Origin of the sequence: Paracraurococcus ruber (assembly GCF_004353985.1) — a bacterium.
In the GTDB taxonomy this organism is placed as follows: Bacteria; Pseudomonadota; Alphaproteobacteria; order Acetobacterales; family Acetobacteraceae; genus Paracraurococcus; species Paracraurococcus ruber.
In genome coordinates this window covers 1-22,221 of record NZ_SMOA01000059.1, presented here as the reverse complement: position 1 = coordinate 22,221, position 22,221 = coordinate 1, and the positions used below count along the sequence as shown (strand labels likewise).

Below are 22,221 nucleotides of genomic sequence, written 5' to 3'. Positions count from 1 at the left end.
GGCTGTGGAAAGCTTCCGGTAAAGCCCCGGGAGGACACGAGAATGCACCGTCGCGCCCTGCTCGCCTCCCTGGCGGCACCCGCCCTGGCGCATGCCCAGCCGGCCTGGCCGAGCCGCCCCATCCGCCTCGTCATTCCCTTTCCGCCTGGCGGCACCACGGACATCCTGGCGCGCTTTCTTGGCCCGCCGCTGGCCGCCGCATTCGGGCAGTCGGTGGTGATCGAGAACCGCACGGGCGGCAACGGCGCCGTAGGCGTGGTGGAGACGCTGCGGGCCGCGCCGGACGGCCATACCATTTGCATCACGATCAGCACGCTGATCACCCAGGCCCTGCTGACGCGCCAGCCCTACCACCCGATCAACGACGTCACGCCGATCCTGCATTTGGCGAACGTTGCCAACATCCTGGTGGTGAACAAGGCGCTGCCGGTGCAGAGCGTCGCCGACCTTATCGCCCATGCGAAGGCCAATCCCGGCCGCCTGTCCTACGGGTCCCCCGGCATCGGCAGTTCCGTGCACCTGTCCGGTGAGTTGTTCACCCAGGCGACCGGCACGCAGATGGTGCATGTGCCCTATCGCGGTGGCGGGCCGGCGCTGGCCGATGTGGTCGCGGGCAACCTGCAGCTGATGTTCGGCAATGCCAGCTCCACGCTGCCCTTCGTCCGCGGCGACCAGGTGCGGCCGCTGGCCGTCACCGCCGCTGCGCGCCAGCCCTACGCGCCGGACCTGCCGACCATCGCCGAGGCTGCGGTGCCCGGCTTCGCCGTCAGCGAATGGTATGCCGTCATCGGGCCGGCCGGCATGCCGGCACCCATCGTGGAACGGATCAACCGCGAATTCCTGGCGATCGCCGGCACGCCGGAGGGGCGCGCCAAGCTGCTGGACCTGGGCGCGGAGGTGGTGGGCGGCTCGCCCGCCGACTTCGCCGCTTTCCTGCGTGCCGACCTGACGCGGACCGAGGCGCTCATCCGCAACGCCAACATCAAGGTGGAGTAGGACGCATGGATCGCGGGCTGAAGGGAAAGGCGGCGCTGGTCAGCGGCGCCAGCAAGGGGATCGGCCGCGCCATCGTGCAGCGCCTGGTGGCCGAGGGGATGCAGGTGCTGGGCATCGCCCGCGGCGGCTGCGACGTGCCGGGTGCCATCGGCCTGGTGGCCGACCTGCGCGACCCGGCGGCCCCGGCCGCGGCAGTGGCGCGCGCCGTGCGCGACTTCGGCCGGCTGGACCTGCTGGTGAACAGCGCCGGCGCCACGCAGCGCGGCGATTTCCTGTCGCTGGATGACGAGGCCTGGGCCGACAGCTATGCCGGGAAATTCTTCGCCGCCGTCCGCCTGACCCGCGCTGCCTGGCCGCATCTGGCGCAGGCGCAGGGCAGTGTGGTCCATATCGCCGGCATCGGCGGCAAGATGGCCAGCGCGGATTTCACCATCGGCGGGTCGGTGAACGCCGCGCTGATGAACCTGACCAAGGCGCTGGCCGATCGCGGCGTGCAGGACGGCGTGCGGGTGAATTGCATCAATCCCGGCAGCATCCGCACGGACAGGCTCACCGGGCGCATCGCCACCGCGATGAAGGAGAAGGGGCTGGACGAGACCGGCGCCGCCACCTTCCTCGCGAAATCCACCGGCGTCGCGCGCTTCGGGGAGCCGGAGGAGATCGCGGCGGCGGTGGCGTTCCTGGCGAGCGGGGAGGCCAGCTACTTTCAGGGTGCCATCATCGATATCGATGGGGGGTGGCTGCGGGCGACATGATGCGAGAGGGCGCTGCCCTCTCGCGCTCTCCCGCCAAGGGCCGAAAGGCCCTTGGAACCCCCGGGTTTAGTCCGCGAACAAGCGGCTTCGCGGGCGCGGCAAGCCGAGGTGGTCGCGCAGCGTGTTGCCCGTGTAGTCCCGGCGGTACAGGCCGCGGCGCTGCAGGATCGGCACCACTTGGTCCACGAACTCGTCGAAGGCGCCGGGAAACCATGCCGGCAGCACGTTGAATCCGTCGCAGGCCTCTGCCTCGAACCAAAGCTGCAGCGTGTCGGCCACCTCCTCCGGCGTGCCGGCCAGCACCCAATGCCCGCGCGCCGCACCGGCCAGGTTGAACATGTCCCGCCAGGTCATGTTCTCCCGCCAGGCCTTCGACAGCATCGTCCGCGCGAAGCCATGCGAGGTGTCCGGCAAAGGCAGGTCGCGTGGCACCAGCGCATCCAGCGGATAGCCCGAGACGTCGTGGCCCAGCCGGGTGGACAGCATCCCCAGCGCATTGGTCGGATTGACGAAGCTCTGCAGCCTGTTCAGGCGCTCCCGCGCCTCCGCCGCCGTGCTGCCCAGCACCGGCATCACGCCGGGCAGCACCGCGATCTCGTCGGGGCTGCGGCCGAAGCCCGGCATGCGCGACTTCAGCGCCTGGTAGCCCGCCTGCGCCTCCCCCAGGTCCTGAACCACAGCGAAGACGACGTCCGCCGTGCGCGCCGCCAGGTTCAGCCCCGGCTCCGACGACCCCGCCTGTAGGATGATGGGCTGGCCCTGCGGGCAGCGGCTGGTGGGGAGCGGGCCCTTCACCTTGAAGAACCGGCCCTCGTGGTTCAGCGGCTTCACCTTCGCCGGGTCGATGTACCGCCCGGTGGCATGGTCCCGCACCACCGCGCCGTCGTCCCAGCAGTCCCACAAGCCGCGGACGACATCGACGAATTCCTCGGCGATCTCGTAGCGCGCATCATGCGCCGGGTGCTGCCTGCCGTAGTTCAGCGCCGCCTTGTCGCCGCTGCTGGTCACGGCGTTCCACGCGGCGCGGCCGCCGCTGAGATGGTCCAGCGACGCGAATTGCCGCGCCACCGTATAGGGCTCGTTGTAGGTGGTGGAGGAGGTGGCGCCCAGGCCGACATGGGTCGTCGTCGCCGCCAGTGCCGCCAGCATGGTCAGCGGCTCGAACCGCGCGGCGAAGCTGGGATGCATGCCGGGATCGGTCGCCAGGTTGTCGCCCAGGAAGATCAGGTCGAACTTGCCGCGCTCGGCGATGCGGGCGATCTCCTGCACCACCGACAGGTCCTCGAAGCTCTGCGCCGCACCCGGCCAGCGCCAGCCGGCAATGTGGTTCCCGGTGCCGAGCACGAAGACGCCCAGATGCATCTGCCGCGGTGCGGTCATGCCGCCAATCTCCGAAATCCAGCCGGGGCCGAGCAAGTCATGGGCCGCGCCTCTCGCCATCCCGCGGCGCGAGGCCGTAGGGCGCGACCAGCCGCCAGACATGGTCCGGCACCATCGCCTTCATGCGCCGCGGCGCCGCGCGCCGCAGGTGCAGGATGGTCTCCACCGCCTTCATCTCCACCCGCGCCCGGGCGAATTCCAGGCCCCGTGGCCCAACCCGCGGCATCAGCCAGCCGATGACCGGCCGCAGCCAGCCTGGCATGCGCCGCAGCGGCAGCCCGCCCGCCGCGCGTTCGGTATTCGCCAGGAAGCCCTTCACCGCGCCGGTGCGCTTGCCGGCGCTGCCCGGTGCGGCCGTCCGCAACTCGTCGCCAAGCAGCGCCGCCAGTTCCTCGCCGCGGGCGTTGCGCACCAGCAGCCATTGCTCGCCCAGGCCGCCCATATAGCCCACCGTGATGTCGGCGAGGACATTGGTGTAGTCCACGCAGGTGCGGCAGGTCAGCGGGAAGAAGTCCGGTGGCAGCTGGGAGATGGGCAGTTGCAGGAAGGGGATCTCCCGCCGGCGCCCATCGGCGAAGCGCAGTTCCACATGGTAGTCGGCGCGGAACTCCAAGTAGGTGATGCTCTCCGGATCCGCGTCCAGCAGCGTCAGGAATTGGTGGAACCGCTCCGTCGTGGTGTTGTCGGAGCAGGGCGTGCCGATGACGTAGAGCCGGTCCAGCCCCAGCTCTCGCTCGATGCTGCGCAGCGCATAGACCTGGCAGGGAATGCCGATGATCGCCAGGCGTCGGTGGCCGGCGGCGCGTGCCGGCTCCAGCAGGGCCAGCAGCGGCGCATAGCCCATGCGCATGCCGCGGCATTGCGCCATGCCTGCCGGCTTCGTGACCAGCACCGGCACCGGCCGCCAGCGATCCTCCGGGTCCGGTGCCATGGTCAGCACCGCATCCACCGCGCCGGTTTCCAGCAGCCTTTCGGCGATGCGCGTGGCGATGCCGGTCCACTGGGCCCCGTCCCGCGCCGGCGCCAGGCTGGCGCGGAGCATGCGCCGGAAGGGCCCGAAGAAGGCTTCGTCCGGCCGTGCCGGATCCCGCGCGCGGCCATGCACCGCCGCTTCCAGACCCGGGTAGTCCGGCTGGATGAATTGGCAGGCGCGGCCGCAGGATTTCGGATCGGCGCTGCGGGACAGGCCGCAATCGGTGCAGAGGCCGCGCGCCACGGCGTCCCGCACCGGGGGGGCCCAGACCGGCCCCCCTGGGTCACCCATGCCTGAAGCCGCCCCGCCATCCGCCATGCCGCACCCCCTTGGCGGAGGTTAGGCCATGGCGTCAGACGCGGGAACTGGGCCGGTAGAAGGGCTCGTGCTGCGCCGGGTCCATGTAGCCGGAATAGAAGCGGCGGGCATGCGGCAGCAGCGCCTTGGACAGCTTGCGCCGCTCCACCTCGTCGTCGCTCAGCGCCTTGGCCAGGTCGTCATGCAGCGCCTTCAGCGCGCCATCCCGGTCCACCTTGGCGAATTTGCCGTCCTGGTAGATCACCTCGCCATCGCACATCACGGTGGTGACGGCGCTGGCCTTGGCGCGCTGGATCACCGCATCCAGCGTCGGGGTGAGTTCGTCGAGATAGGGGTAGGAGACGCTGTGCCAGTCGATCAGCGACAGGTCGGCGCCCTTGCCCACCTCCAGCGTGCCCAGCGTCTCGCGGTAGGGGGTGGTCCGGCTGCCGCCGACGGTGGCCATGCGGAGCACCTGGGCCATGGCGGGCACGTCCTTCTCCTCCATCCCGGGCACGCGATGGGCGCGCAGCACCAGCCGCATCTCCTGCAGCATGTCGCGGTCGTCGTTGATCCCGGCCTCGTCCAGGCCGATGGCGGTGTTGATGCCTACCGCCTCGAACCGGTTCAGCGCCGCCACCCCCGACCGCAGCCGGAAATTGGAGGAGCAGTTGTGGCAGATGCAGGTGCCGCTGGCCGCCGCCTTCTCGATATCGCTCTCGTTCAGCCAGACGCCATGGCCGAGCGTGAGGTTCGGGCCCAGCATCCCGAAGCGCTCGATGTAGTCGAGTGCGGTGCCGCCGCCGCGGCGCTTTGCATATTCCTTCTGGTAGGCCGTCTCCACCAGATGCATGTGCATCGGCGCGTCGTAGGTGCGGGACAGGTCGGCCAGCGCCGCCAGCGCGGCGTCCGAGCACCAGTGCAGGTTGGCCGGCGCCAGCTGCACCTTCACGCGCTTCTTGGCGTTGTGCGAGGCATGCAGGTTGCGGAACAGGTCGCAGCTCGCCTCAAGCCCCATCTGGAACCGCTCGAACCAGCGGCTCATCGGGCCCTTCAGCTCCGCCGGCAGGCTGGCCACGAAATCCTGGTCCGCTTGGTAGACCAGCCGGTTCTGGTCGCGCAGCGCGAAGCAGTAGGACACCCGCATGCCGATGTCCTCATAGGCGCGGATGACATCGTTGGAGAGCTTCTCGACCTCCGGCATGGTGCCCGGCATCCAGCCATGGATGTGCTGCACCGTGGTGATGCCGGAGGCGATCATCTCGAAGGCCGAGTACAGCGTGTCGAGATAGAGGTTCAGGTTGCGTGAGACCATGCGCGTGACGAACCAGAGCTCCAGCGGCATGTCGGGTGAGCCGAGCTGCACCGGCGTCAGGCCGACATGGTGGTGCCCGTTCACGAAGCCGGGCAGCAGGATCTCCTTTCCGGTGCCGATGACGGGCACGGAAGGGTGCTTCGCATGCAGGTCGCTATAGGTCCCGACCGCGGTGATGATGCCATCCTCCTGCAGGACGGCGCCGTCGGGGATCTCCTCCCACTCGGTGGCGGAGAGCGTCTTGGTGATCATGGCGCGGCTGCGCACCAGGGACACGGCCATGGCCGGCTTCCTCGTCTTGGTTCGTTGGGATCGGCGCCGGGCTATTCCGCCGCCAGGGCTTCCTGTTCGGCGAAGGCGCGGTCCACCTCGGACCGCAGCTCCTCGGTCAGTTGCCGCCGTAGCGCCTCCGCCTCGGGCGAGAAGGGGTCGCGCGGCCGCGGCAGGGCGATGGGAATGATGCTCTTGATCCGGCCGGGACGGGCGGTGAAGACGACCACGCGGTCGGCCAGCGCGATCGCCTCATCGATGTGGTGTGTGACGAACAGGACGGAAGCGCCGCTGTCCCGCCAGACATCCAGCAGGAAATCCTGCATCTTCGCCCGCGTCTGCACGTCCAGCGCGGCGAAGGGCTCGTCCATCAGCAGCACCTTCGGGCGCATGGCCAGCGCCCGTGCCACCGCCACGCGCTGGCGCATGCCGCCCGAAAGCTCGTCCGGTCGCTTGTCCATTGCCTCCGCCAGGCCGACGCGCTGCAGGGCTTCCTTCGCCACCGCGCGCCGCTCGGCTTCCTTCGCGCCGCGGATGGACAGGCCGAAGGAGACATTCTGCCAGACCGTCAGCCAGGGAAACAGCGAGGTCTCCTGGAAGATCAGGCTGCGGTCGGGGGAGGGGCCCTCGACCGGGTCGCGGAAGGCCCAGATCCTTCCCCCGGTCTGCCGCTCCAGCCCGGCGATCAGATAGAGCAGGGTGGACTTGCCGCAGCCGGACGGGCCGAGAAGGACCACGAACTCGCCCGGGGCGATGTCGAGGTCGATGCCGCGCAGCGCCTCATGCGCCCGCTCGGTGCCCTCGGCCCAGGTCTTGCCGACGCCGCGGCAGACCACGGCATCCTGGCTGGACCAGGCGACGTATGCGTCAGAGGCCACGGAGCACGCCCCCCGTATCCGGCACCCAGTAGAGCAGCCGCTTCTGCAGGATGCGCAGCAGCCAGTCCGACAGGAACCCCAGCAGCCCGATCAGCGCGATGGTGAAGAACACCAGGGACGGGTTGAAGGTGTTGCGCGCCATCATGATGACCTGGCCGAGCCCGAAGCCCACCCCCGTGCTTTCCGCCACCAGCACCACCATCCAGGCGCCGAACAGGTTCAGCCGCAGCACGATCAGCAGTTGCGGCAGGATCGCCGGGATGATCACGCGGGAATAGATCTGCCGCTTGGTGGCGCCCATGGTCCGGGCGACATTGATGAAATTACGGCTGACATTGTCGATCTGGCTGATGGTGGACAGCACCATGTGGAAGAACAGCGCCACCACCACCATGAAGATCGCCGGGGCATTGCCGATGCCGAAGATGAAGATCGCCACCGGCAGCCAGGCGATGGGCGAAACCGGCGAGAGCAGGGTGATCGTCGGCAGGACCAGTTTCTCGAAGATCCCGAAGTAGCGGATGAGCACGCCGATCGTGATGGAGAGCACCGCGGCGATCGCCAGCCCGACGAAGACGCGCATGCTGGTGGCGCCGATGGTGATGGCGACGGCCTCATAGGGGCTGGGGCCATCGGCCGGGTTCACGCCGATCTGCCAGCGCGTCGCCGTGTTGAAGAAGCGCGCCTGGTCCGGGATATTGCCGAGGAAGACATGCGGCGGCGGCAGCAGCTTGGGATCGGCCCAGCCGATCAGCCAAAGCACCTCCCAGATCCCCACGAAAAGCCCGACCGAGACCACGCCCCAGCCGAGCTTCGCCAAGACCTGCCGGTTGCGGAGCGTCAGCCCCGCCGGCAGGCTGGCCGCCGGGCGCGGCACCGTGGCCACGCCCGTTGCCTGCGTCGCCATGCGCGGCGCCTCAGGCCGACTTGAACTTGAGCTGGCCGTAGAGCTCCCGGTTCTCGGCGATCACCTGCTCCAGCAGGGTCCAGTCGATCGCGTCGCGCCCCGGCTTGTTGCGGATGTAGCCCATCTCCACCAGGCTGTCGGTGCGGCCCAGGATGAAGTCGGTCTGGCTGCGGGCATCCACCACCGCCGGCTGCTTGGACATCGCCACCCGGGCATTGTCCATGCTGGTCTTGTAGTAGGTGCCGACCAGGCGCTGCAGCGTTTCCTCCTGCTTGGTCTCGGCCATCAGCTGGGCGCGCATCATGCCCTTGATCACGGCCTTCAGCGCGGCCGGGTTCTGCTGGATCAGGCTGCTGCGGCAGGCCAGCACGCAATCGGTGTAGCCGGGGCCATACAGGTCGCGGCCGTCGGTCAGCATGGTCGCGCCGCGCACCTCGTTCACCAGCGCGGTGGCATAGGGCTCGATGGTGCAGATCCAGTCGATGGCGCCGGCCTTGAAGGCCTCCACCGCCTCCGGCGTGTTGCCCATGTAGCGGACGCGCACGTCGCGGAAGCTGATGTTGTTCTTCTTCAGGTAGTCATAGGGCATCACCTCCAGCGTATCGAGCTGGAAGGTGCCGAGCGTCTTGCCGCGCAGGCTGGCCGCCGTGGTCAGGCCCGGCCGGGCCACGATGGCGCAGCCCTCCACGCCGCCGCCGGCGATGATCTTGACCGGCGCGCCGGCATTGAACAGCGCGATGAAGGAGGTGTAGGGCATCAGCCCCAGATCCACCTGCCCCATGCCGAGGAAGGTCACCTGCTCGGCGAAGGTCGGGGTATTGACGAACTGGATCTCCAGCCCGTCCTCCCGCGCCATCTGCAGGCTGTGGGCGAGGAAGAGGTTCAGGTTGCAGAAGCCGGTGCCGTGGGTGGATTTCAGGCTGCCGCGGGCCTGGGCCAGCGCGTCATGCCCGCCGAAGGCGCCGAAGGTCAGCACGCTGGCGGCGGTGGCCTTCATCACGCCGCGGCGCGAGGCGCGGCCGATGGCCGCGTAATCGGTCAGGAAAGCGGTTCCGTCGCGGTCACACATCGCATGGTCCTCCGCGGACTGGGCGATGAGGACCGGCCCGTCCGCCTTGCTGGATGACGATGGCACGCCCACCGAAGCTGCCGCCCTTGCGGCGCTGCGCTGCCGCGTTCCCCAGCAATGCGCGTGCCATGCGCGGCCGCCGCAATTTTCTGCTTTCGGCGAAAGCTGGTCGTTGCGCGCCGGGGCCTGCCGGTCGTAGCGTCTGGCTTGCCAAAGGGTCCCGCGGAAGCGGGCGGAAGAGGGAGCGTCCCGCGCCAGGGGCGGACGCCACGGCGGCCGCCATGCCATGCGCGCGCAGCATCGGCCTGCCCGTGCCCGGACCGGGGCGTGGACACGATCGGCCGCCCCTGCCTGGCCGGCCGGCTGCGCCGACTCCGGCGCGTCCGCAGCGCATGGAGGGGATGATGCGCCACGCCTGCCGCCGGTTGATTGCCGCGCTTCCTGCGCTGCCGTCGCGTCGTCCGATCGCCCCGCGCCGGCAGCGCGTCGCGCATCGGGGGCCGCCATGCCTGGCCTGACCAGCCTTCGCAGGCCGGCCTTGCCGTATGCCATCGGCGACGGGCGGCACGGCCTGCATCCGCTGGCGCGGAAGGCAGCGGTGGAGGCGCTGGTGCGCGAGCAGGTGCTGCCGCGCCTGCGCCAGCGCCACGGCCTGCCTGCCATCCCGCCACCGCGTGACCCCTGGGGGGCTGCGGTCGCGCCGCTCGTCGCGGCGCTGCCGCGCATGGACCTGCTGGAGGCGGCACGGGCATTGCGCCTGCTGAACCCCGGGGGGGCGCGGTTCGAGGCGCTGTGCCACGACCTGCTGCTGCCGGCGGCGGCGGCGCTGCGCCGCGCGCGCGAGGCCAGGCACCTGGAGGAAACCGATTACGCGATGGCGCTGTGGCGGCTGCGCATGCTGCTGACAGGGCTGGAGGATGCCGGCCGGGCGCCGCCGGGGCAGCCGGCCTCGGCCCTGCTGGTCGCCGGCGCGTCCCATACGCCCAGCTTCGAGGAGTCCGTGGTCCTGCGGCTTTTCCAGCGCGCGGGCTGGCAGGTCCACTGCTGCGGCCGCCTGGCCGAGGAGGCGCCGAGCGAGGCGGCGCGCCGCGACCGCTTCGACCTCGCCTGGTTCAGCGTGGATGAGGCGACCGACCTCGGCCGGCTCTGCGGCACGGTGGCGGAAGTCCGCCGTGCATCCTGCAACCGTGGGCTGCGCGTGCTGTCCGGCTGGCAGCGTGACCGGCCGCCGCCGCCGGCCGCGCTGCTGGGCGCCGATGCCGTGTCGCGCGATGCGAGCGTCGTCGTGGTGCTGGCCCAGCGGGTGCTCTCGCTGCACTGACGCCTGCCGTGGAACGCTTTGCGTGCGAAGCAGGCGATGCCGCGCGCAACTGCCGCCGGCGCAGGCAATGCCCGGCGGTCGCCGGGCGACGCGACGCGCGCTGCCCCTTGCGGGGTTGGCGGCCCTGGTCTCCACTTCCGTCCCGACGCCGTCCGGGGGAGTTCGACCATGCGCCTGCGTGCCGCGCTGCTCGCCGCCTTATTGATCCTGCCCGGGCTCGCCGGCCCCGCCGCCGCGCAGCCGCGGCCGATGGTCTGGGGCGATGCGCTGCCGGCGACGCTCGACCCGCACGCGATCTTCGACGTCCCGAGCCAGTTCGTCCTGTTGAATGTCTATGACGGGTTGTACCGCTACCAGGGCAACCCGCCGCAGCTCGTCCCCTGGCTGGCCGAGACGCATGGCGTCACCGCCGACGGCCTGACCTGGGACTTCACCCTGCGGGAGGGCATCCGCTTCCACGACGGCAGCGCGATGACCGCCGAGGACGTGGTCTATTCGTTCCGCCGCCTGCTGGCGATGAACCGCGCCCCGGCGGCGGCCTTCACCCCGGTGCTGAAGCCGGAGAACGTGACGGCGTTGGATGCGCGCAGGGTGCGGTTCGTGCTCTCCACGCCCTATGCACCCTTCCTCGCGGCCATGCCGCTGGTCGCCATCGTCAACCCGCGGCTGCTGCAGGCGAACGAGAAGAACGGCGACATGGGCCAGGAATGGCTGGCGGCGAATGGCGCCGGCTCCGGCGCCTACCGGATCGATGCGGCGACCTATCGCGCCCGCACGACGCTCGACCTCGAACGCTTCCCCGGGCATTTCCGCGGCTGGGCGGATAACCCGAAGCCCATCGACCAGGTCCGCAGCCGACCGGTGATGGAAACCAGCACCCGGGTGCTGGCCCTGCTGCGCGGCGAGATCGACGCCACCGACAGCTACCTGCCGACCGACCAGGTGGAACGCGTGGAGCGCAATGCCCGCACCCGCGTGGCGAAGGACGAGTCCATGCGCGTCTTCATCCTGCGCATGAACAACCGCAAGCCGCCCTTCGACAACCGTGATGCGCGGCTGTGCTTCGCGCATGCCTTCAACTACCAGGGCTTCAACGAGATCATCCTGAAGGGGATGGTCATCCGCAATGCCGGGCCGAATCCCAACAACCTCTGGGGCAACCCGGAGGACCTGAAGCCCTATCCCTTCGACCTGGCCAAGGCGCGGCAGCATTGCGACGCGGCGCGCGCCGCCGGCGCCCCGCTGGGGCGCGAGATCGAGGTGCATATCCAGTCTGAGCTGGAGCAGACCGTCCAGTCCGCGCAGATGTTCCAAGCGGACCTGCGGCGCGTCGGCGTCAACCTGAAGATCGTGCCCAGCACCTGGCCGCAGATCACCGGCGCCACCGGCCGGCCGGAGACCACGCCCGACATGTGGGTCCATTGGGTCAGCGCCTATTTCATCGATCCGGAGAACTGGATCGGCCAGATGTACGACAGCCGCTTCCACGGCACCTGGAAGGCGAGTGCCTGGTACAGGAACGAGCAGGTGGATGCGCTGCTGGCCCGCGCCCGCACCAGCCTGGACCAAGCCGAGCGCGCTCGCCTGTATGCCGAGGCGACGAAGCTGGTGGTGGCCGACAGCCCGGATATCTGGGTCTACAACACGGTGAACCTCCGCGGCCTGACACGGCGGGTGCAGGGCTACAGCTTCTCGCCGGTCGGCTCGGGCGGCGAGTTGCGGACCATGTCCCTGGCTGAATGACCGGGGGGTGGCGCGCTACATCCTCCGGCGGGTGCTGCTGGCCCTGCCGGCGCTGCTGGGCCTGGTGCTGCTGACCTTCGTGCTGACCCGCGTCATCCCGGCCGACCCGGCGGCGACGCTGGCGGGCGACGCGGCAACGCCCGCGCAGCTGGGGGAAATCCGCGCCCGCTACGGGCTGGATCGCCCGTTGTGGGAACAGGCGGTCACGCATGTCCGGCAGGTGGTGTCGGGCGACCTTGGCAACTCCATCTTCTCCGGCCGGCCGGTGATGGAGGAGATCCGCTTCCGCCTGCCGGCGACGCTGGAACTGACCTTCGTCGCGCTGCTGCTGGCCGCCGGCCTCGGCATCCCGCTCGGGCTGGTCGCGGCGCTGGACCATAACGGACCGGTGGACCACCTGGTGCGCGTGGTCAGCGTCGGAGGGCTCGCCATCGCCTCCTTCTGGCTGGCGATCATGCTGCAGCTGCTGTTCTCGATGGAATGGGACCTGTTGCCGCTGCGCGGGCGCATCGATGTCGCGGCGGGTGCGCCGGCCGCCGTCACCGGCTTCTTCCTGATCGACAGCCTGCTGGCCGGCCGGCTGGACCAGTTCGCCGATGCCCTGCGCCACCTCGTGCTGCCGGCGGTCACGCTCTGCCTGCCGGGTCTTGCCAGCATCGCGCGCTTCACCCGCTCCGGCGTGCTGGAGACGCTGCAGAAGGATTTCGTGCTCTACGCCCGGGCCGCGGGCTATGGACGGGTGCGGCTGGCGGCGATCTATGTCCTGCGCAACGCCGTCACCGTCACGGTGGCACAGATCGGGCTGCTGTTCGGCGCGCTGATCTCCGGCGCGGTGGCGGTGGAGGCGATCTATGACTGGCCCGGGCTCGGCACCTATGCCGTCCAGGCCATCCTGGCGGCCGACTACAAGGCGCTGCTGGCGGTGACGCTCGTGGTCGGTGTGGTCTACGCCGTGGTCAACGTGGTGGTGGACGTGGTGCAGGCCCTGATCGACCCGCGGGTGGTGGAGCAGGTGAAGTGACCGCGCTGCGGCGCCTGCTGCGCGACCCTGTCGCGGCCTTCGGCCTGTTCCTGGTGGTCTTCGCCGTGGTGGTGGCGATCTTCGCGCCATGGCTGGCGCCCTACCCGGACGACGCCTTCGAGAGCCATCTCCTGCAGCGCCTGCGCCCGCCTTCCGCCGAATTCCCCTTCGGGACCGACAATCTGGGTCGCGACATCCTCTCCCGGGTCATCCTGGGGGCCCGCAGCGCGGTGGTGGTCGCCGTGGCGGTGGTGGCCGCCGCCATGCTGATCGGCGTGCCCGTCGGCCTCTGGGCCGGCTGGAAGGAAGGCTGGGCGTCGGAGGCGCTGATGCGCGTGACCGATGTCTTCCTCGCCGTGCCGCAGCTGATCCTGGCGCTGGCGCTCGGCCAGCTGATGGCGCCCGGCCTGACCACCGCCATGGTGGCGCTGGCGCTGACCTACTGGCCCTTCTTCGCCCGCACCGTGCATGCGGAGACGCGCAGGCTGCGCGGCGCGCTGTTCGTCGACGCGCTGGCGGGCATCGGTGCCTCCACGCCGCGCATCCTGCTGCTGCATGTGCTGCCGAATGCGGCGCCGGCGATCCTGGTGCGCGCCACCATCGGCATGGGCTTCACCATCCTGACCGCCGCCATCCTCGGCTTCCTCGGGGTCGGCGCCGCGCCGCCCTCGCCGGACTGGGGCCTGGCGGTGGCGGAGGCGCGGCAGCACCTGCCGGAGGCGTGGTGGTTCCCGACCTTCCCGGGCCTTGCCATCCTGCTGCTGGTGCTGGGCTTCAACCTGCTGGGCGACGGGCTGCGCGACGCCGCCGACCCGCGGCTCCGGCGCAGCCGATGAGGCCGCTGCTCTCGGTCGAGAACCTCGCCGTCCGCATCCGCACCGATCGCGGCGCGGCGGAGATCCTGGACGACGTGACGCTTGCCGTGCCGCGCGGCGGCACGCTGGGGGTGGTGGGGGAGAGCGGCTGCGGCAAATCCACCCTGCTGCGCGCCATCCTCGGCATCCTCCCGCGCAACGCCCAAGTGCCGCGCGGCGCCATCCTGTTCGAGGACCGCGACATCCTGTCCGACCGTGGCGCCTCCGCCCGCGGCCGCATCGGCTTCATCCCGCAGGACCCCTACCTGTCCCTGAACCCCGTCTTCACCGCCGGCGCGCAGATCCTGGAGGGCATGCGCCGCCACGCGCCCGGCAGCCGCCGCGACCACCGCGCGAAACTGGTCGACCTGTTCCGCGCCGTGCAACTGCCCGATCCGGAGGCGGCGCTTGCGAAATACCCGCACCAGTTCAGCGGCGGCCAGCGGCAGCGCCTGCTGATCGCCGCCGCCCTGGCCTGCGACCCGGCGCTGGTGGTGGCGGACGAGCCGACCACGGCGCTCGACGTGACCACGCAACGGGAGATCCTGGGGCTGCTGCGGCGGCTGACGGCGGAGCGCGGCCTCTCGCTCCTGTTCGTCACGCATGACTTCGGCGTGCTGGCCGCGGTCTGCGACCGGGTGGCCGTGCTCTATGCCGGGCGGGTGGCGGAAACCGGTCCGACCCGCGCCGTGCTGGACGACCCGCGCCATCCCTATACGCGGCTGCTGCTGGGCTGCCACCCAGACCGCGCCACCGACCTGCTGGGCATTCCCGGCACGGTGCCGGCGGCCACGGCGCAGCCCCCAGGCTGCCGCTTTCATCCCCGCTGCCCCATCGCGCGCGCCGGCTGCGCCGCCGGCGTGCCGGAGATGCAGCCGGCCGGGCCGGGCCATGCCGTCGCCTGCCCCTTCCAGTCCGATATCCTGCTGGAGCCGGCCCTTGGCTGAGATCCTCGGCGCCTCGGGCCTGGTCGTTGAGCTCGGGGCCCGGCGCGGGCTGTTCCGCACCCGGCCCGGCGTGCGGGCGGTGGATGGCGTCGATCTCTCCGTCGCCACCGGCGAGACCTTCGGCATCGTCGGGGAGTCGGGCTGCGGCAAGACCACCCTGGCCCGCACGCTGCTGGGCCTGCAGCGGGAGGCAGCCGGGGAGATCCGGCTGGAGGGTCGCCCGGTCTCCGGACAGGCGGCCGCCGCGGCGCGTCGGGCGCGCGCCGCCGTGCAGTATGTCCACCAGGATCCGGGCGCGGCGCTGGATCCGTGGTGGCCGGTCGGCGCCACCCTGGCCGAGGGGCTGCGCATCCATGGCGTGGCCGACCGCGCCGAGCAGCAGGCGCGAATCGCGGAGATGCTGGCCGCCGTCGGGCTCGATCCCGCCTTCGCCGCGCGCTACCCGCATGAACTCTCCGGCGGCCAGCAGCGCCGCATCGGCCTGGCGCGCATCCTGCTCCTGCGGCCGAAGGTCGTCATCCTGGATGAACCCACGGCGGGCCTCGACCTTTCGGTGCAGGCCTCGGTGCTGCGGCTGCTGCGCGACCTGCGCGGCCAATTCGGCCTCACCTACCTGTTCATCTCCCATGATCTCTCGGTGGTGCGGCGGGTCTGCGACCGCGTCGCGGTTATGTATCTCGGCCGGGTGGTGGAGCAGGGCAGGGCGGAGGCCCTCTTCGCGGCGCCGCAGCACCCCTACACGCGGGCGCTGCTGGCCGCGGCGCCTCGGCTCGACGGGGCGGCGGCCGGCCCGTCCTTGCCGGGCGACCCGCCGAGCCTGCGCGCCATACCGGGCGGCTGCCGCTTCCATCCGCGCTGCACCCTGGCGGACACCCGATGCGGTCAGCAGGAGCCGGCGCTCGCACCGCTCGGCCCGGATCGCCTCGCCGCCTGCCACCATGCCAGGAGGGCCGCATGAGCGCCTGCGATCCCGTCACGCTCGAGATCATCCGGGGCGCCGCCCGTGCCGCCCAGGCGGAGATGGAGGCGCTGCTGGAACGCACCGCCATGTCCGCCTTCATCCGCGAGAAGAAGGATTTCTACACCGCCATCTTCGATGCCGAAGGGGCCATGGCGGTGGGCAGCGACCTGCCGATCTTCGGCGACATCACCGGCCCGGTGACCGCGCGCTACCCGCTGGAGAGCATGCAGCCCGGCGACCTCTACTGGTACAATGACTGCTACGGCTCGCGCGGCGCCGTGTCGCACTCGAACGATCAGGTGTTCCTGGCGCCGGTGTTTCTCGACGCGTCCGATGACCGGAGGGCCGAAGGGCCCGGAGGTCTGAATCGGCCGCAGGAAAAACTTGACGCGTCCGATGACCGGAGGGCCGAAGGGCCCGGAGGTCTGAATCGGCCGCGGGAAGAACTTGACGCGTCCGATGACCGGAGGGCCGAAGGGCCCGGAGGTCTGAATCGGCCGCGGGAAGAACTCGACGCGCCCGATGACCGGAGGGCCGAAGGGCCCGGCGGTCTGGATCGGCCGCGCAGCCAACCCGTTCGCGTCGGCTTCGTGATGGGCTGGGCGCATTTCTCCGATATCGGCGGGCTGCGCCCGGGCTCGCTCAGCCCCGACGCCACCGACCATTTCCAGGAAGGCGTCATCATCCCGCCGGTGCGGCTGCAGCGCGGCGGCGAGACCAACGAAGACCTGCTGCGCACCTTCTGGCGCAACAGCCGCTTCCCCGTGCAGTCGGAAGGCGACACCCGCGCGCTGATGGCCGCCGTCCGGCTGGGCGAGGCGCGGCTGGCCGAGATGGCCGGCCGCTTCGGACCCGAGGTCCTGGCGGATGCCTTCGTGCAGCTCCTGACCCGCACCGAGGCCATCGTCCGCGCCAAGTTGCGCGCCACCTTCCCGGTCGGCACCACCCGCTTCGCCGATGCCATCGATGGCGACGGCCAGGGGAACGGCCCCTTCATCCTGCGCCTGGCGCTGACCCGCACCCAAGACGACCGCTTCGTCCTGGATGCGACCGAAACCAGCGACCAGGCGCCCGGCCCGGTGAACCTGCTGATGCACCCGGACGTGCCCGGGATGGCGCTCGGCCTCTATTTCCTGCAGGGCGAGCCCGGCCAGGTGCTGAATGCCGGCGGCCCGCGCGCGCTGGACGAGGTGCGGCTGCGCGAGGGCTCGCTGCTCTGGCCGCGTTCGCCGGCGCCGCTCGGTCTGCGCGGGCTGACCATGATGCGGCTGCTGGCGGCCTTCCATGGCCTAGTCGCCGTTGCGCGCGATGGCGAGGCGCCGGCGGCGCATTCCGCCTATGTCATCCTGGCCTTGCGCGGCGAGCATCTTGGAAAACGCTTCCTGCTGAGCGACGGCGTCGCGGTCGGCTATGGCGCGCGGCCCTTCGCCGATGGCGTGGATGCGGTCTATTTCGTGGCGCAGGAGAATTACCCTGCGGAATTCCTCGAACTCGGCTACCCCGTGCGCCTGCGCGGCTACGGCATGCACCGGGACAGCGGCGGCGCCGGGCGCTTCCGCGGCGGCTGCGGCGTCGTGCGGGACTACGAGGTGCTGTGCGACGAGGCGCAGGTGGCGATCCGCATCGACAGCGTGCGCAACCCGCCCTGGGGCGTCGCCGGCGGGAAGAATGGCGGCAGCGGCCGCGCCGTGGTCAATCCCGGCACGCCGGAGGAGCGGCTGCTGCCGCCGCTCTCGGATGGCACGGTGCTACGGCGCGGCGACCTGCTGCGGCTGGAGACCGGCGGCGGGGGCGGCTGGGGCCATCCTTTCGACCGGCCGGCGGAGCAGGTGCTGCAGGATGTCCGCGGCGGCTTCGTCAGCCCGGCGGCGGCGCTGCGCGACTACGGCGTCGCCATCCGCGACGGCGTCGTGGACGCCGCGCGCACCGCGGCGCTGCGCGCCCAACGGCCGGCGGCGGGCCTGTTCCACCGCCACGGCTATGCCGATGCCGTGGCCTGACCCGCCATGACCCTGCTCGTTGCCGTCGATATCGGCGGAACCTTCACCGACATCACCCTGCAGGATGCCGCGACGGGCGAGGCCTGGACGGCCAAGACGCCCTCCACCCCGCGCGATCCGTCGGAGGCCTTCCTCACCGGCATCGGCCTGGCCCTGCAGGCGGCGGGGCGGGCAGCGGGCGCGATCACCCGCGTGCTGCACGGCACCACCGTCGCCACCAACCTGATCCTGGAAGGCAAGACGGCACCGACCGCGCTGCTGACGACGCAAGGCTTCCGCCATGTGCTGGAGATCGGCCGCGCCGACCTGCCGCGGCGGGACAACCTCTGGGCCTGGCGGAAGCCGCAGCGGCCGGTGCCGCCCGCCCTGGTCTTCGAGGTGCCGGGGCGCATCGCCGCCGACGGCACGGAACTGGCGCCGCTGGACGAGGCGGCGCTGCGCGCGGCGGTGCGCGAGGCGGTCGCCGCCGGCGCGCGCGCCATCGCCATCTGCTTCCTGCACAGCTTCGCCAACCCGGCGCAGGAACGCCGCGCGCTGGCCCTGGTGCGGGAGGAAGCGCCGGACCTCGCCGCCACCGCCTCCTCGGACGTGCTGCCGGTGGTGCGGGAATACGAGCGCAGCATGGCGACCGTGCTGAATGCCGGGGTCATGCCCGCCGTCACCACCTATGTGGCGCGGCTGGAACGGCGGCTGGAGGGCGCCGGGATCGCCGCGCCGCTGCTGCTGATGAAGTCGAATGGCGGCGTCGCCGGCGCGGCCGAGATCCGTCGCGCCCCGGTGCAGACCGCACTGTCCGGCCCCGCCGCCGGCGTGGTCGGCGCGGCGGCGATGGCGCGCGCCGCCGGCGTGCCGGACATCATCACCGTCGATATCGGCGGCACCAGCGCCGATATCTGCCTGCTGCGCGGCGGCGCGCCGGGCCTGACGCAATCCGGCCGGGTCGGGCCCTGGCCGCTGCCGCTGCCGATGCTGGACATGGTGACCATCGGCGCCGGCGGCGGGTCGCTGGCCCGCGTGGCGGAAGGCGCGCTGCTGGTCGGGCCGGAAAGCGCCGGCGCCGATCCCGGCCCGGCCTGCTATGGCCGCGGCGGCGACCGCCCGACCGTGACCGACGCGCATGTCGTGCTCGGCCACCTGCCGCCCGCGCTGCTGGGCGGCCGGATGGCGCTGGACCCGGCGCTGGCCGGGCAGTCGATCCGCCGGCATGTCGCGGATCCGCTGGGCCTGTCCGTGGACGCCGCCGCGCGCGGCATCCTGGCCATCGCCGACAATGCCATGGTCGGCGCCATCCGCCTGGTCTCGGTGGAGCGGGGGCATGACCCGCGCGACTTCGCCCTGGTGCCCTTCGGGGGCGCGGGCCCGCTGCATGGCACTGCGCTGGCGGACCTGCTGGGGATGCGGCGCGTGCTGGTGCCGCCCAGCCCAGGGGTGCTCTGTGCCCAGGGCTTGCTGGCGGCGGCGCTGAAGGCCGAGTTCAGCCGGAGCATCGCCTTGCCGCTGGCCGCCGCCGATCCGGCGCGGCTGGAGGCGGGCTTCGCCGCGCTGGACGCCGAGGCGGCGGCCTGGTTCGCGCGCGAGTCGGTGGCGCCGGCGGACCGGGCCACCGATCGGGTCGCGCTGATGCGCTATGCCGAGCAGGGCTTCGAACTGGCGGTGCCCTGGCCGGCAGCCGCCGATCCGCGCCCGGCCCTGGCGGAAGGCTTCGCCGCTGCCCACCACGCGTTGTACGGCTTCGACCTGCCGGCGGTGCCGGCGGAGATCGTGACGCTGCGGCTGGAAGCCTCCGGCGCCCTCCCGGCCCCGGCCGCCGCCGTGCTGCCGCCGGGCGCGGACGCGGCACCGATCGGCCGGCAGGCGATGCGCCTGGCCGGCGGCACGGTGGAGGCCGGCATCCATGACCGCGGGCGACTCGGGGCCGGCGCGCGGGTCGTCGGGCCGGCGGTCCTGGTGCAGATGGACGCGACCACGCTCCTGCCGCCAGGCTGGACCGGCAGCGTCCTGCCGACGGGTGCCCTGCTGCTGGAACGGGCGCCGGACTGATCCCGCCCCATGGTCGGGCCTGCCATCCCGGCCTGGGATGCCGCCGGAGTCGATCGGGAGGCTGCGGCGACGGTGCCGGCCGGGGCGGGTCGGCGGCGGGCCGGCACGCGGCGCCGCGCGACATCATTCGGCGGCCTGGTGGAGTGATCCGCCCGCCAATTCCTGGGCCGCCAGTGCCTTGGCGTCGGACCCGGGGCGGCTCATTCCGGATGAGATGTTGCACGGTTCAGTGATTGAATATCGTACACAACCGTGCGATGGTCCCTCGTGTTCTTAGATGATGTCGTGCCGCAGAGAGCCGCGGCGGGGCCGGATCCCGCCGCATGTCATGCCCTCCCCCTCGGGGCCGCCGCCGTTCCAGGAGGTCTGATGTCCAGTTCCTGGCGCGCCCAAGGACGCCGCGGCGTCTTCCGCCTCGCCATGCCGCCGCCGGATGCGGGTTCGGCGAAGCTGCTGCTCTGCTTCGCCGGCCTGGCGATGCTCCTGGTCGCCTCTCTGGCCGTCATGCCGGCCGGCGCCGCCTTCGCCATGCCCAACATCACGGCAGGACCGCTGACCTGGTTCGCCCTCGGTCTTGCCCTGCCGCTGCTGGCGGGCCTTGCCCTGCTGCGGCAGAGCCGGGCGCGGGAGCGCGGCCTGCAGGCGGAGAACGACGCGCTCGCGGCCCGGCTGCGCATGGTCGCCGACCTGTCGCATGCCTTCGAGGTCAGCGCCGTCATCCTCCGCGATGCCGACGGCACCATCCGTCACTGGTCGGCCGGCTGCGAACGGCTCTTCGGCTTCACCGCGGCGGAGGCGATCGGCCGGCGCGCGCATGAGCTGCTGGGCACCCGCTTCCCGGATGGCGGCCGGCGTGGCGCGCAGGAGGCGCTTGCGGTGCGCGGCGAGTGGCAGGGCGAGTTGCGCCATCGCCGCCCCGGCGGCGACTCGGTGGTCGTCGCGGCGCATTGGATCCTGCGGCGGGAAGGCGGCACGCGCGGCTCGGTGGTCGAGGTGCATGCCGACGCCACCGCGCTCAAGGCCGCCGAGGCGGCGCTGCGGGCCGGCGAGGCGCGGCTGCGCCTGGCGCAGGAAGTGGCCGGCATCGGCACCTGGGAATGGAACCCAGAGGCCGACAGCTTCCTGTGGTCGCCCGAGCATTCCGCGCTGATCGGCAGCCCGGGCGCCGCGCCGCCTGCCTCGCTGGAAGGCTTCCTGGCGCTGGTGCACCCGGACGACCGGTCGCAGGTCCGCGCCGCCGCCTGGCGGGCGCTGGAGAGCGGGGAGTACGAGGCCGAGTTCCGCATCCTGCGCCCCGGCCGCGACGGCGGGGAGGATGTGCGCTGGCTGCTCGGCCGCGGCCGCCGCCTGCCGGGGCCGGCCGGGCGCGTCGGCCCCATCCTGGGCGTGCACATGGACTTCACCGCCCGGAAGGAGGCGGAGGAGCGCCAGTCCCTGCTGATGCGGGAAGTGGACCATCGCGCCAAGAATGCCCTGGCGGTGGTGCAGGCGGTGCTGCGGCTGACACGGGCGGAAACCGCCCAGGAATTCGGCCGGGCGATCGAGGGACGGGTGGCGGCCCTGGCCCGCGCGCAGACCCTGCTGACCGAAAGCCGCTGGATGGGCGCGGACCTCACCGCCATGCTGCGCGGGGAGCTGGATCCCTTCCTCGGCAGTGCCGGCAGCACGCGGGTCGCGCTCTCCGGGCCGGCGCTCAGCGTCTCTCCCATGGCGGCGCAGCCGCTGTCGATGACGCTGCACGAGCTTGCAACCAACTCGGCCAAGTATGGCAGCCTCTCGGCGCCCGGTGGCGCGCTGGAGCTGACCTGGACGCTCGATCCCGGCGCCGACCGGCTGCGGCTGCGCTGGGCGGAGTTCGGCGGCCCGCCGCTGGCCGGGGCGCCGGCCGGCCGCGGCTTCGGGTCCCGCGTCATCCGCACCACCATCCATGACCAGCTCGGCGGGGAGGTGGCGATGGACTGGCAACCGGCCGGCCTCGTCTGCCTTATCGATCTCCCTCTCTCGCGCGTGGTCGCACGCGCCGAGGCCAGCCGTCGCGCCTGAGACCCCTGCATGCCATTGATCCTGATCCTCGACGACCGCGCCACCAACCGCAGCATCTTCGCCCGGCTGGCCTCGGTCATCGAGGATGACGTGACGGTCGAGGTGTTCGGCGACCCCTTCGATGCCCTGGAATGGCTCGAGGGGAATCGCGTCGACCTGGTCATCACCGATTTCCGCATGCCGGGCATGGACGGGGCGGAGTTCACCCGGCGCTTCCGCGCCCTGCCGGGCGGCGCCGCCGCGCCGGTCCTGGTCGTCACGGCGCATGACGACCGCAGCTTCCGGGTGCGCGCGCTGGATGCCGGCGCCACCGACTTCCTGCAGAGCCCGATCGATCACTTCGAGCTGGTGACGCGGGCGCGCAACCTGCTGGCCCTGGGCCGCGGCCGGCCGGAGGTGGCGGTGCCGGTGGCCGCACAGGCGGCGCCGCGCCCCGCCGCCGCGCCGCCCG

General features: G+C 71.7%; 18 protein-coding genes. 12 read left to right on the top strand and 6 right to left on the bottom strand.

The window, feature by feature from the left end; all coding sequences use genetic code 11:
- Nucleotides 1-42 precede the first annotated feature (42 nt).
- A complete protein-coding gene (locus tag E2C05_RS13205) occupies nucleotides 43-996 on the top strand; it encodes a Bug family tripartite tricarboxylate transporter substrate binding protein (protein WP_158292102.1) in 954 nt (317 codons plus the stop codon).
- Between the two features lie 5 nt (nucleotides 997-1,001).
- Nucleotides 1,002-1,751: an SDR family oxidoreductase gene (locus E2C05_RS13200; RefSeq protein ID WP_133220108.1), complete on the top strand. Its 750-nt coding sequence runs from the start codon at nucleotides 1,002-1,004 to the stop codon at nucleotides 1,749-1,751.
- 66 nt (nucleotides 1,752-1,817) lie between these two features.
- Here E2C05_RS13200 and E2C05_RS13195 read toward each other — a convergent pair whose 3' ends face one another.
- From E2C05_RS13195 to E2C05_RS13170, 6 genes are all read right to left on the bottom strand, one after another.
- Nucleotides 1,818-3,131 (bottom strand): LLM class flavin-dependent oxidoreductase, encoded by a 1,314-nt coding sequence (locus tag E2C05_RS13195; protein ID WP_133220107.1) that lies wholly within the window; start codon nucleotides 3,129-3,131, stop codon nucleotides 1,818-1,820.
- 37 nt (nucleotides 3,132-3,168) lie between these two features.
- On the bottom strand, nucleotides 3,169-4,395 hold the full coding sequence (locus E2C05_RS13190; protein WP_133220106.1) for a Coenzyme F420 hydrogenase/dehydrogenase, beta subunit C-terminal domain: 1,227 nt from the start codon (nucleotides 4,393-4,395) through the stop codon (nucleotides 3,169-3,171).
- A gap of 61 nt (nucleotides 4,396-4,456) precedes the next feature.
- Nucleotides 4,457-5,998, bottom strand: a complete 1,542-nt coding sequence (locus E2C05_RS13185) for an amidohydrolase family protein (protein ID WP_133220105.1) — start codon at nucleotides 5,996-5,998, stop codon at nucleotides 4,457-4,459.
- Nucleotides 5,999-6,039: 41 nt separating this feature from the next.
- Complete coding sequence (locus E2C05_RS13180; protein WP_133220104.1) at nucleotides 6,040-6,864, bottom strand: ABC transporter ATP-binding protein; 825 nt, start codon at nucleotides 6,862-6,864, stop codon at nucleotides 6,040-6,042.
- Nucleotides 6,854-7,771, bottom strand: coding sequence for an ABC transporter permease (locus E2C05_RS13175; RefSeq protein WP_133220103.1), 918 nt, complete (start codon nucleotides 7,769-7,771; stop codon nucleotides 6,854-6,856). Before E2C05_RS13175 ends, E2C05_RS13180 begins: the two co-directional genes overlap by 11 nt.
- 10 nt (nucleotides 7,772-7,781) lie before the next feature.
- Nucleotides 7,782-8,840: an ABC transporter substrate-binding protein gene (locus tag E2C05_RS13170; RefSeq protein WP_133220102.1), complete on the bottom strand. Its 1,059-nt coding sequence runs from the start codon at nucleotides 8,838-8,840 to the stop codon at nucleotides 7,782-7,784.
- Between the two features lie 538 nt (nucleotides 8,841-9,378).
- Here E2C05_RS13170 and E2C05_RS13165 point away from each other — a divergent pair.
- The 10 genes from E2C05_RS13165 to E2C05_RS13120 all read left to right on the top strand — a co-directional run.
- The gene (locus E2C05_RS13165; protein ID WP_133220101.1) at nucleotides 9,379-10,161 is read left to right on the top strand and encodes a hypothetical protein; all 783 of its coding nucleotides are present in this window, start codon (nucleotides 9,379-9,381) and stop codon (nucleotides 10,159-10,161) included.
- Nucleotides 10,162-10,329: 168 nt separating this feature from the next.
- Nucleotides 10,330-11,904: an ABC transporter substrate-binding protein gene (locus E2C05_RS13160; protein ID WP_158292101.1), complete on the top strand. Its 1,575-nt coding sequence runs from the start codon at nucleotides 10,330-10,332 to the stop codon at nucleotides 11,902-11,904.
- A gap of 7 nt (nucleotides 11,905-11,911) precedes the next feature.
- Nucleotides 11,912-12,925, top strand: coding sequence for an ABC transporter permease (locus E2C05_RS13155; RefSeq protein WP_133220099.1), 1,014 nt, complete (start codon nucleotides 11,912-11,914; stop codon nucleotides 12,923-12,925).
- Nucleotides 12,922-13,761: an ABC transporter permease gene (locus E2C05_RS13150; protein ID WP_133220098.1), complete on the top strand. Its 840-nt coding sequence runs from the start codon at nucleotides 12,922-12,924 to the stop codon at nucleotides 13,759-13,761. The genes E2C05_RS13155 and E2C05_RS13150 overlap by 4 nt, the downstream gene beginning before the upstream one ends.
- Entirely contained in the window at nucleotides 13,758-14,726 is a 969-nt protein-coding gene (locus tag E2C05_RS13145) for an ABC transporter ATP-binding protein (protein ID WP_133220097.1), read from the top strand. Before E2C05_RS13150 ends, E2C05_RS13145 begins: the two co-directional genes overlap by 4 nt.
- On the top strand, nucleotides 14,719-15,684 hold the full coding sequence (locus tag E2C05_RS13140; RefSeq protein WP_240046725.1) for an oligopeptide/dipeptide ABC transporter ATP-binding protein: 966 nt from the start codon (nucleotides 14,719-14,721) through the stop codon (nucleotides 15,682-15,684). The genes E2C05_RS13145 and E2C05_RS13140 overlap by 8 nt, the downstream gene beginning before the upstream one ends.
- On the top strand, nucleotides 15,681-17,687 hold the full coding sequence (locus tag E2C05_RS13135) for a hydantoinase B/oxoprolinase family protein (RefSeq protein ID WP_200305317.1): 2,007 nt from the start codon (nucleotides 15,681-15,683) through the stop codon (nucleotides 17,685-17,687). The genes E2C05_RS13140 and E2C05_RS13135 overlap by 4 nt, the downstream gene beginning before the upstream one ends.
- A 6-nt stretch (nucleotides 17,688-17,693) precedes the next feature.
- Nucleotides 17,694-19,727 carry a hydantoinase/oxoprolinase family protein gene (locus E2C05_RS13130; RefSeq protein ID WP_133220095.1) on the top strand — a complete coding sequence of 678 codons (2,034 nt, stop codon included), beginning with the start codon at nucleotides 17,694-17,696 and terminating at the stop codon, nucleotides 19,725-19,727.
- A 369-nt stretch (nucleotides 19,728-20,096) separates the two neighbouring features.
- On the top strand, nucleotides 20,097-21,770 hold the full coding sequence (locus E2C05_RS13125) for a sensor histidine kinase (RefSeq protein WP_133220094.1): 1,674 nt from the start codon (nucleotides 20,097-20,099) through the stop codon (nucleotides 21,768-21,770).
- A gap of 9 nt (nucleotides 21,771-21,779) precedes the next feature.
- Nucleotides 21,780-22,221 (top strand): response regulator (locus E2C05_RS13120; RefSeq protein ID WP_133220093.1); only part of this gene is annotated, 442 nt, incomplete at its 3' end.

What these genes read in the sequence shown, in the direction of transcription:
- E2C05_RS13130 (WP_133220095.1), top strand. Translation starts at nt 17,694, where the DNA reads ATGACCCTGCTCGTTGCCGTCGATATCGGCGGAACCTTCACCGACATC.
- E2C05_RS13200 (WP_133220108.1), top strand. Translation starts at nt 1,002, where the DNA reads ATGGATCGCGGGCTGAAGGGAAAGGCGGCGCTGGTCAGCGGCGCCAGC.
- E2C05_RS13205 (WP_158292102.1), top strand. Translation starts at nt 43, where the DNA reads ATGCACCGTCGCGCCCTGCTCGCCTCCCTGGCGGCACCCGCCCTGGCG.
- E2C05_RS13195 (WP_133220107.1), bottom strand. Translation starts at nt 3,131, where the DNA reads ATGACCGCACCGCGGCAGATGCATCTGGGCGTCTTCGTGCTCGGCACC.
- E2C05_RS13135 (WP_200305317.1), top strand. Translation starts at nt 15,681, where the DNA reads ATGAGCGCCTGCGATCCCGTCACGCTCGAGATCATCCGGGGCGCCGCC.
- E2C05_RS13160 (WP_158292101.1), top strand. Translation starts at nt 10,330, where the DNA reads ATGCGCCTGCGTGCCGCGCTGCTCGCCGCCTTATTGATCCTGCCCGGG.
- E2C05_RS13185 (WP_133220105.1), bottom strand. Translation starts at nt 5,998, where the DNA reads ATGGCCGTGTCCCTGGTGCGCAGCCGCGCCATGATCACCAAGACGCTC.
- E2C05_RS13170 (WP_133220102.1), bottom strand. Translation starts at nt 8,840, where the DNA reads ATGTGTGACCGCGACGGAACCGCTTTCCTGACCGATTACGCGGCCATC.
- E2C05_RS13145 (WP_133220097.1), top strand. Translation starts at nt 13,758, where the DNA reads ATGAGGCCGCTGCTCTCGGTCGAGAACCTCGCCGTCCGCATCCGCACC.
- E2C05_RS13175 (WP_133220103.1), bottom strand. Translation starts at nt 7,771, where the DNA reads ATGGCGACGCAGGCAACGGGCGTGGCCACGGTGCCGCGCCCGGCGGCC.
- E2C05_RS13190 (WP_133220106.1), bottom strand. Translation starts at nt 4,395, where the DNA reads ATGGGTGACCCAGGGGGGCCGGTCTGGGCCCCCCCGGTGCGGGACGCC.
- E2C05_RS13125 (WP_133220094.1), top strand. Translation starts at nt 20,097, where the DNA reads ATGTCCAGTTCCTGGCGCGCCCAAGGACGCCGCGGCGTCTTCCGCCTC.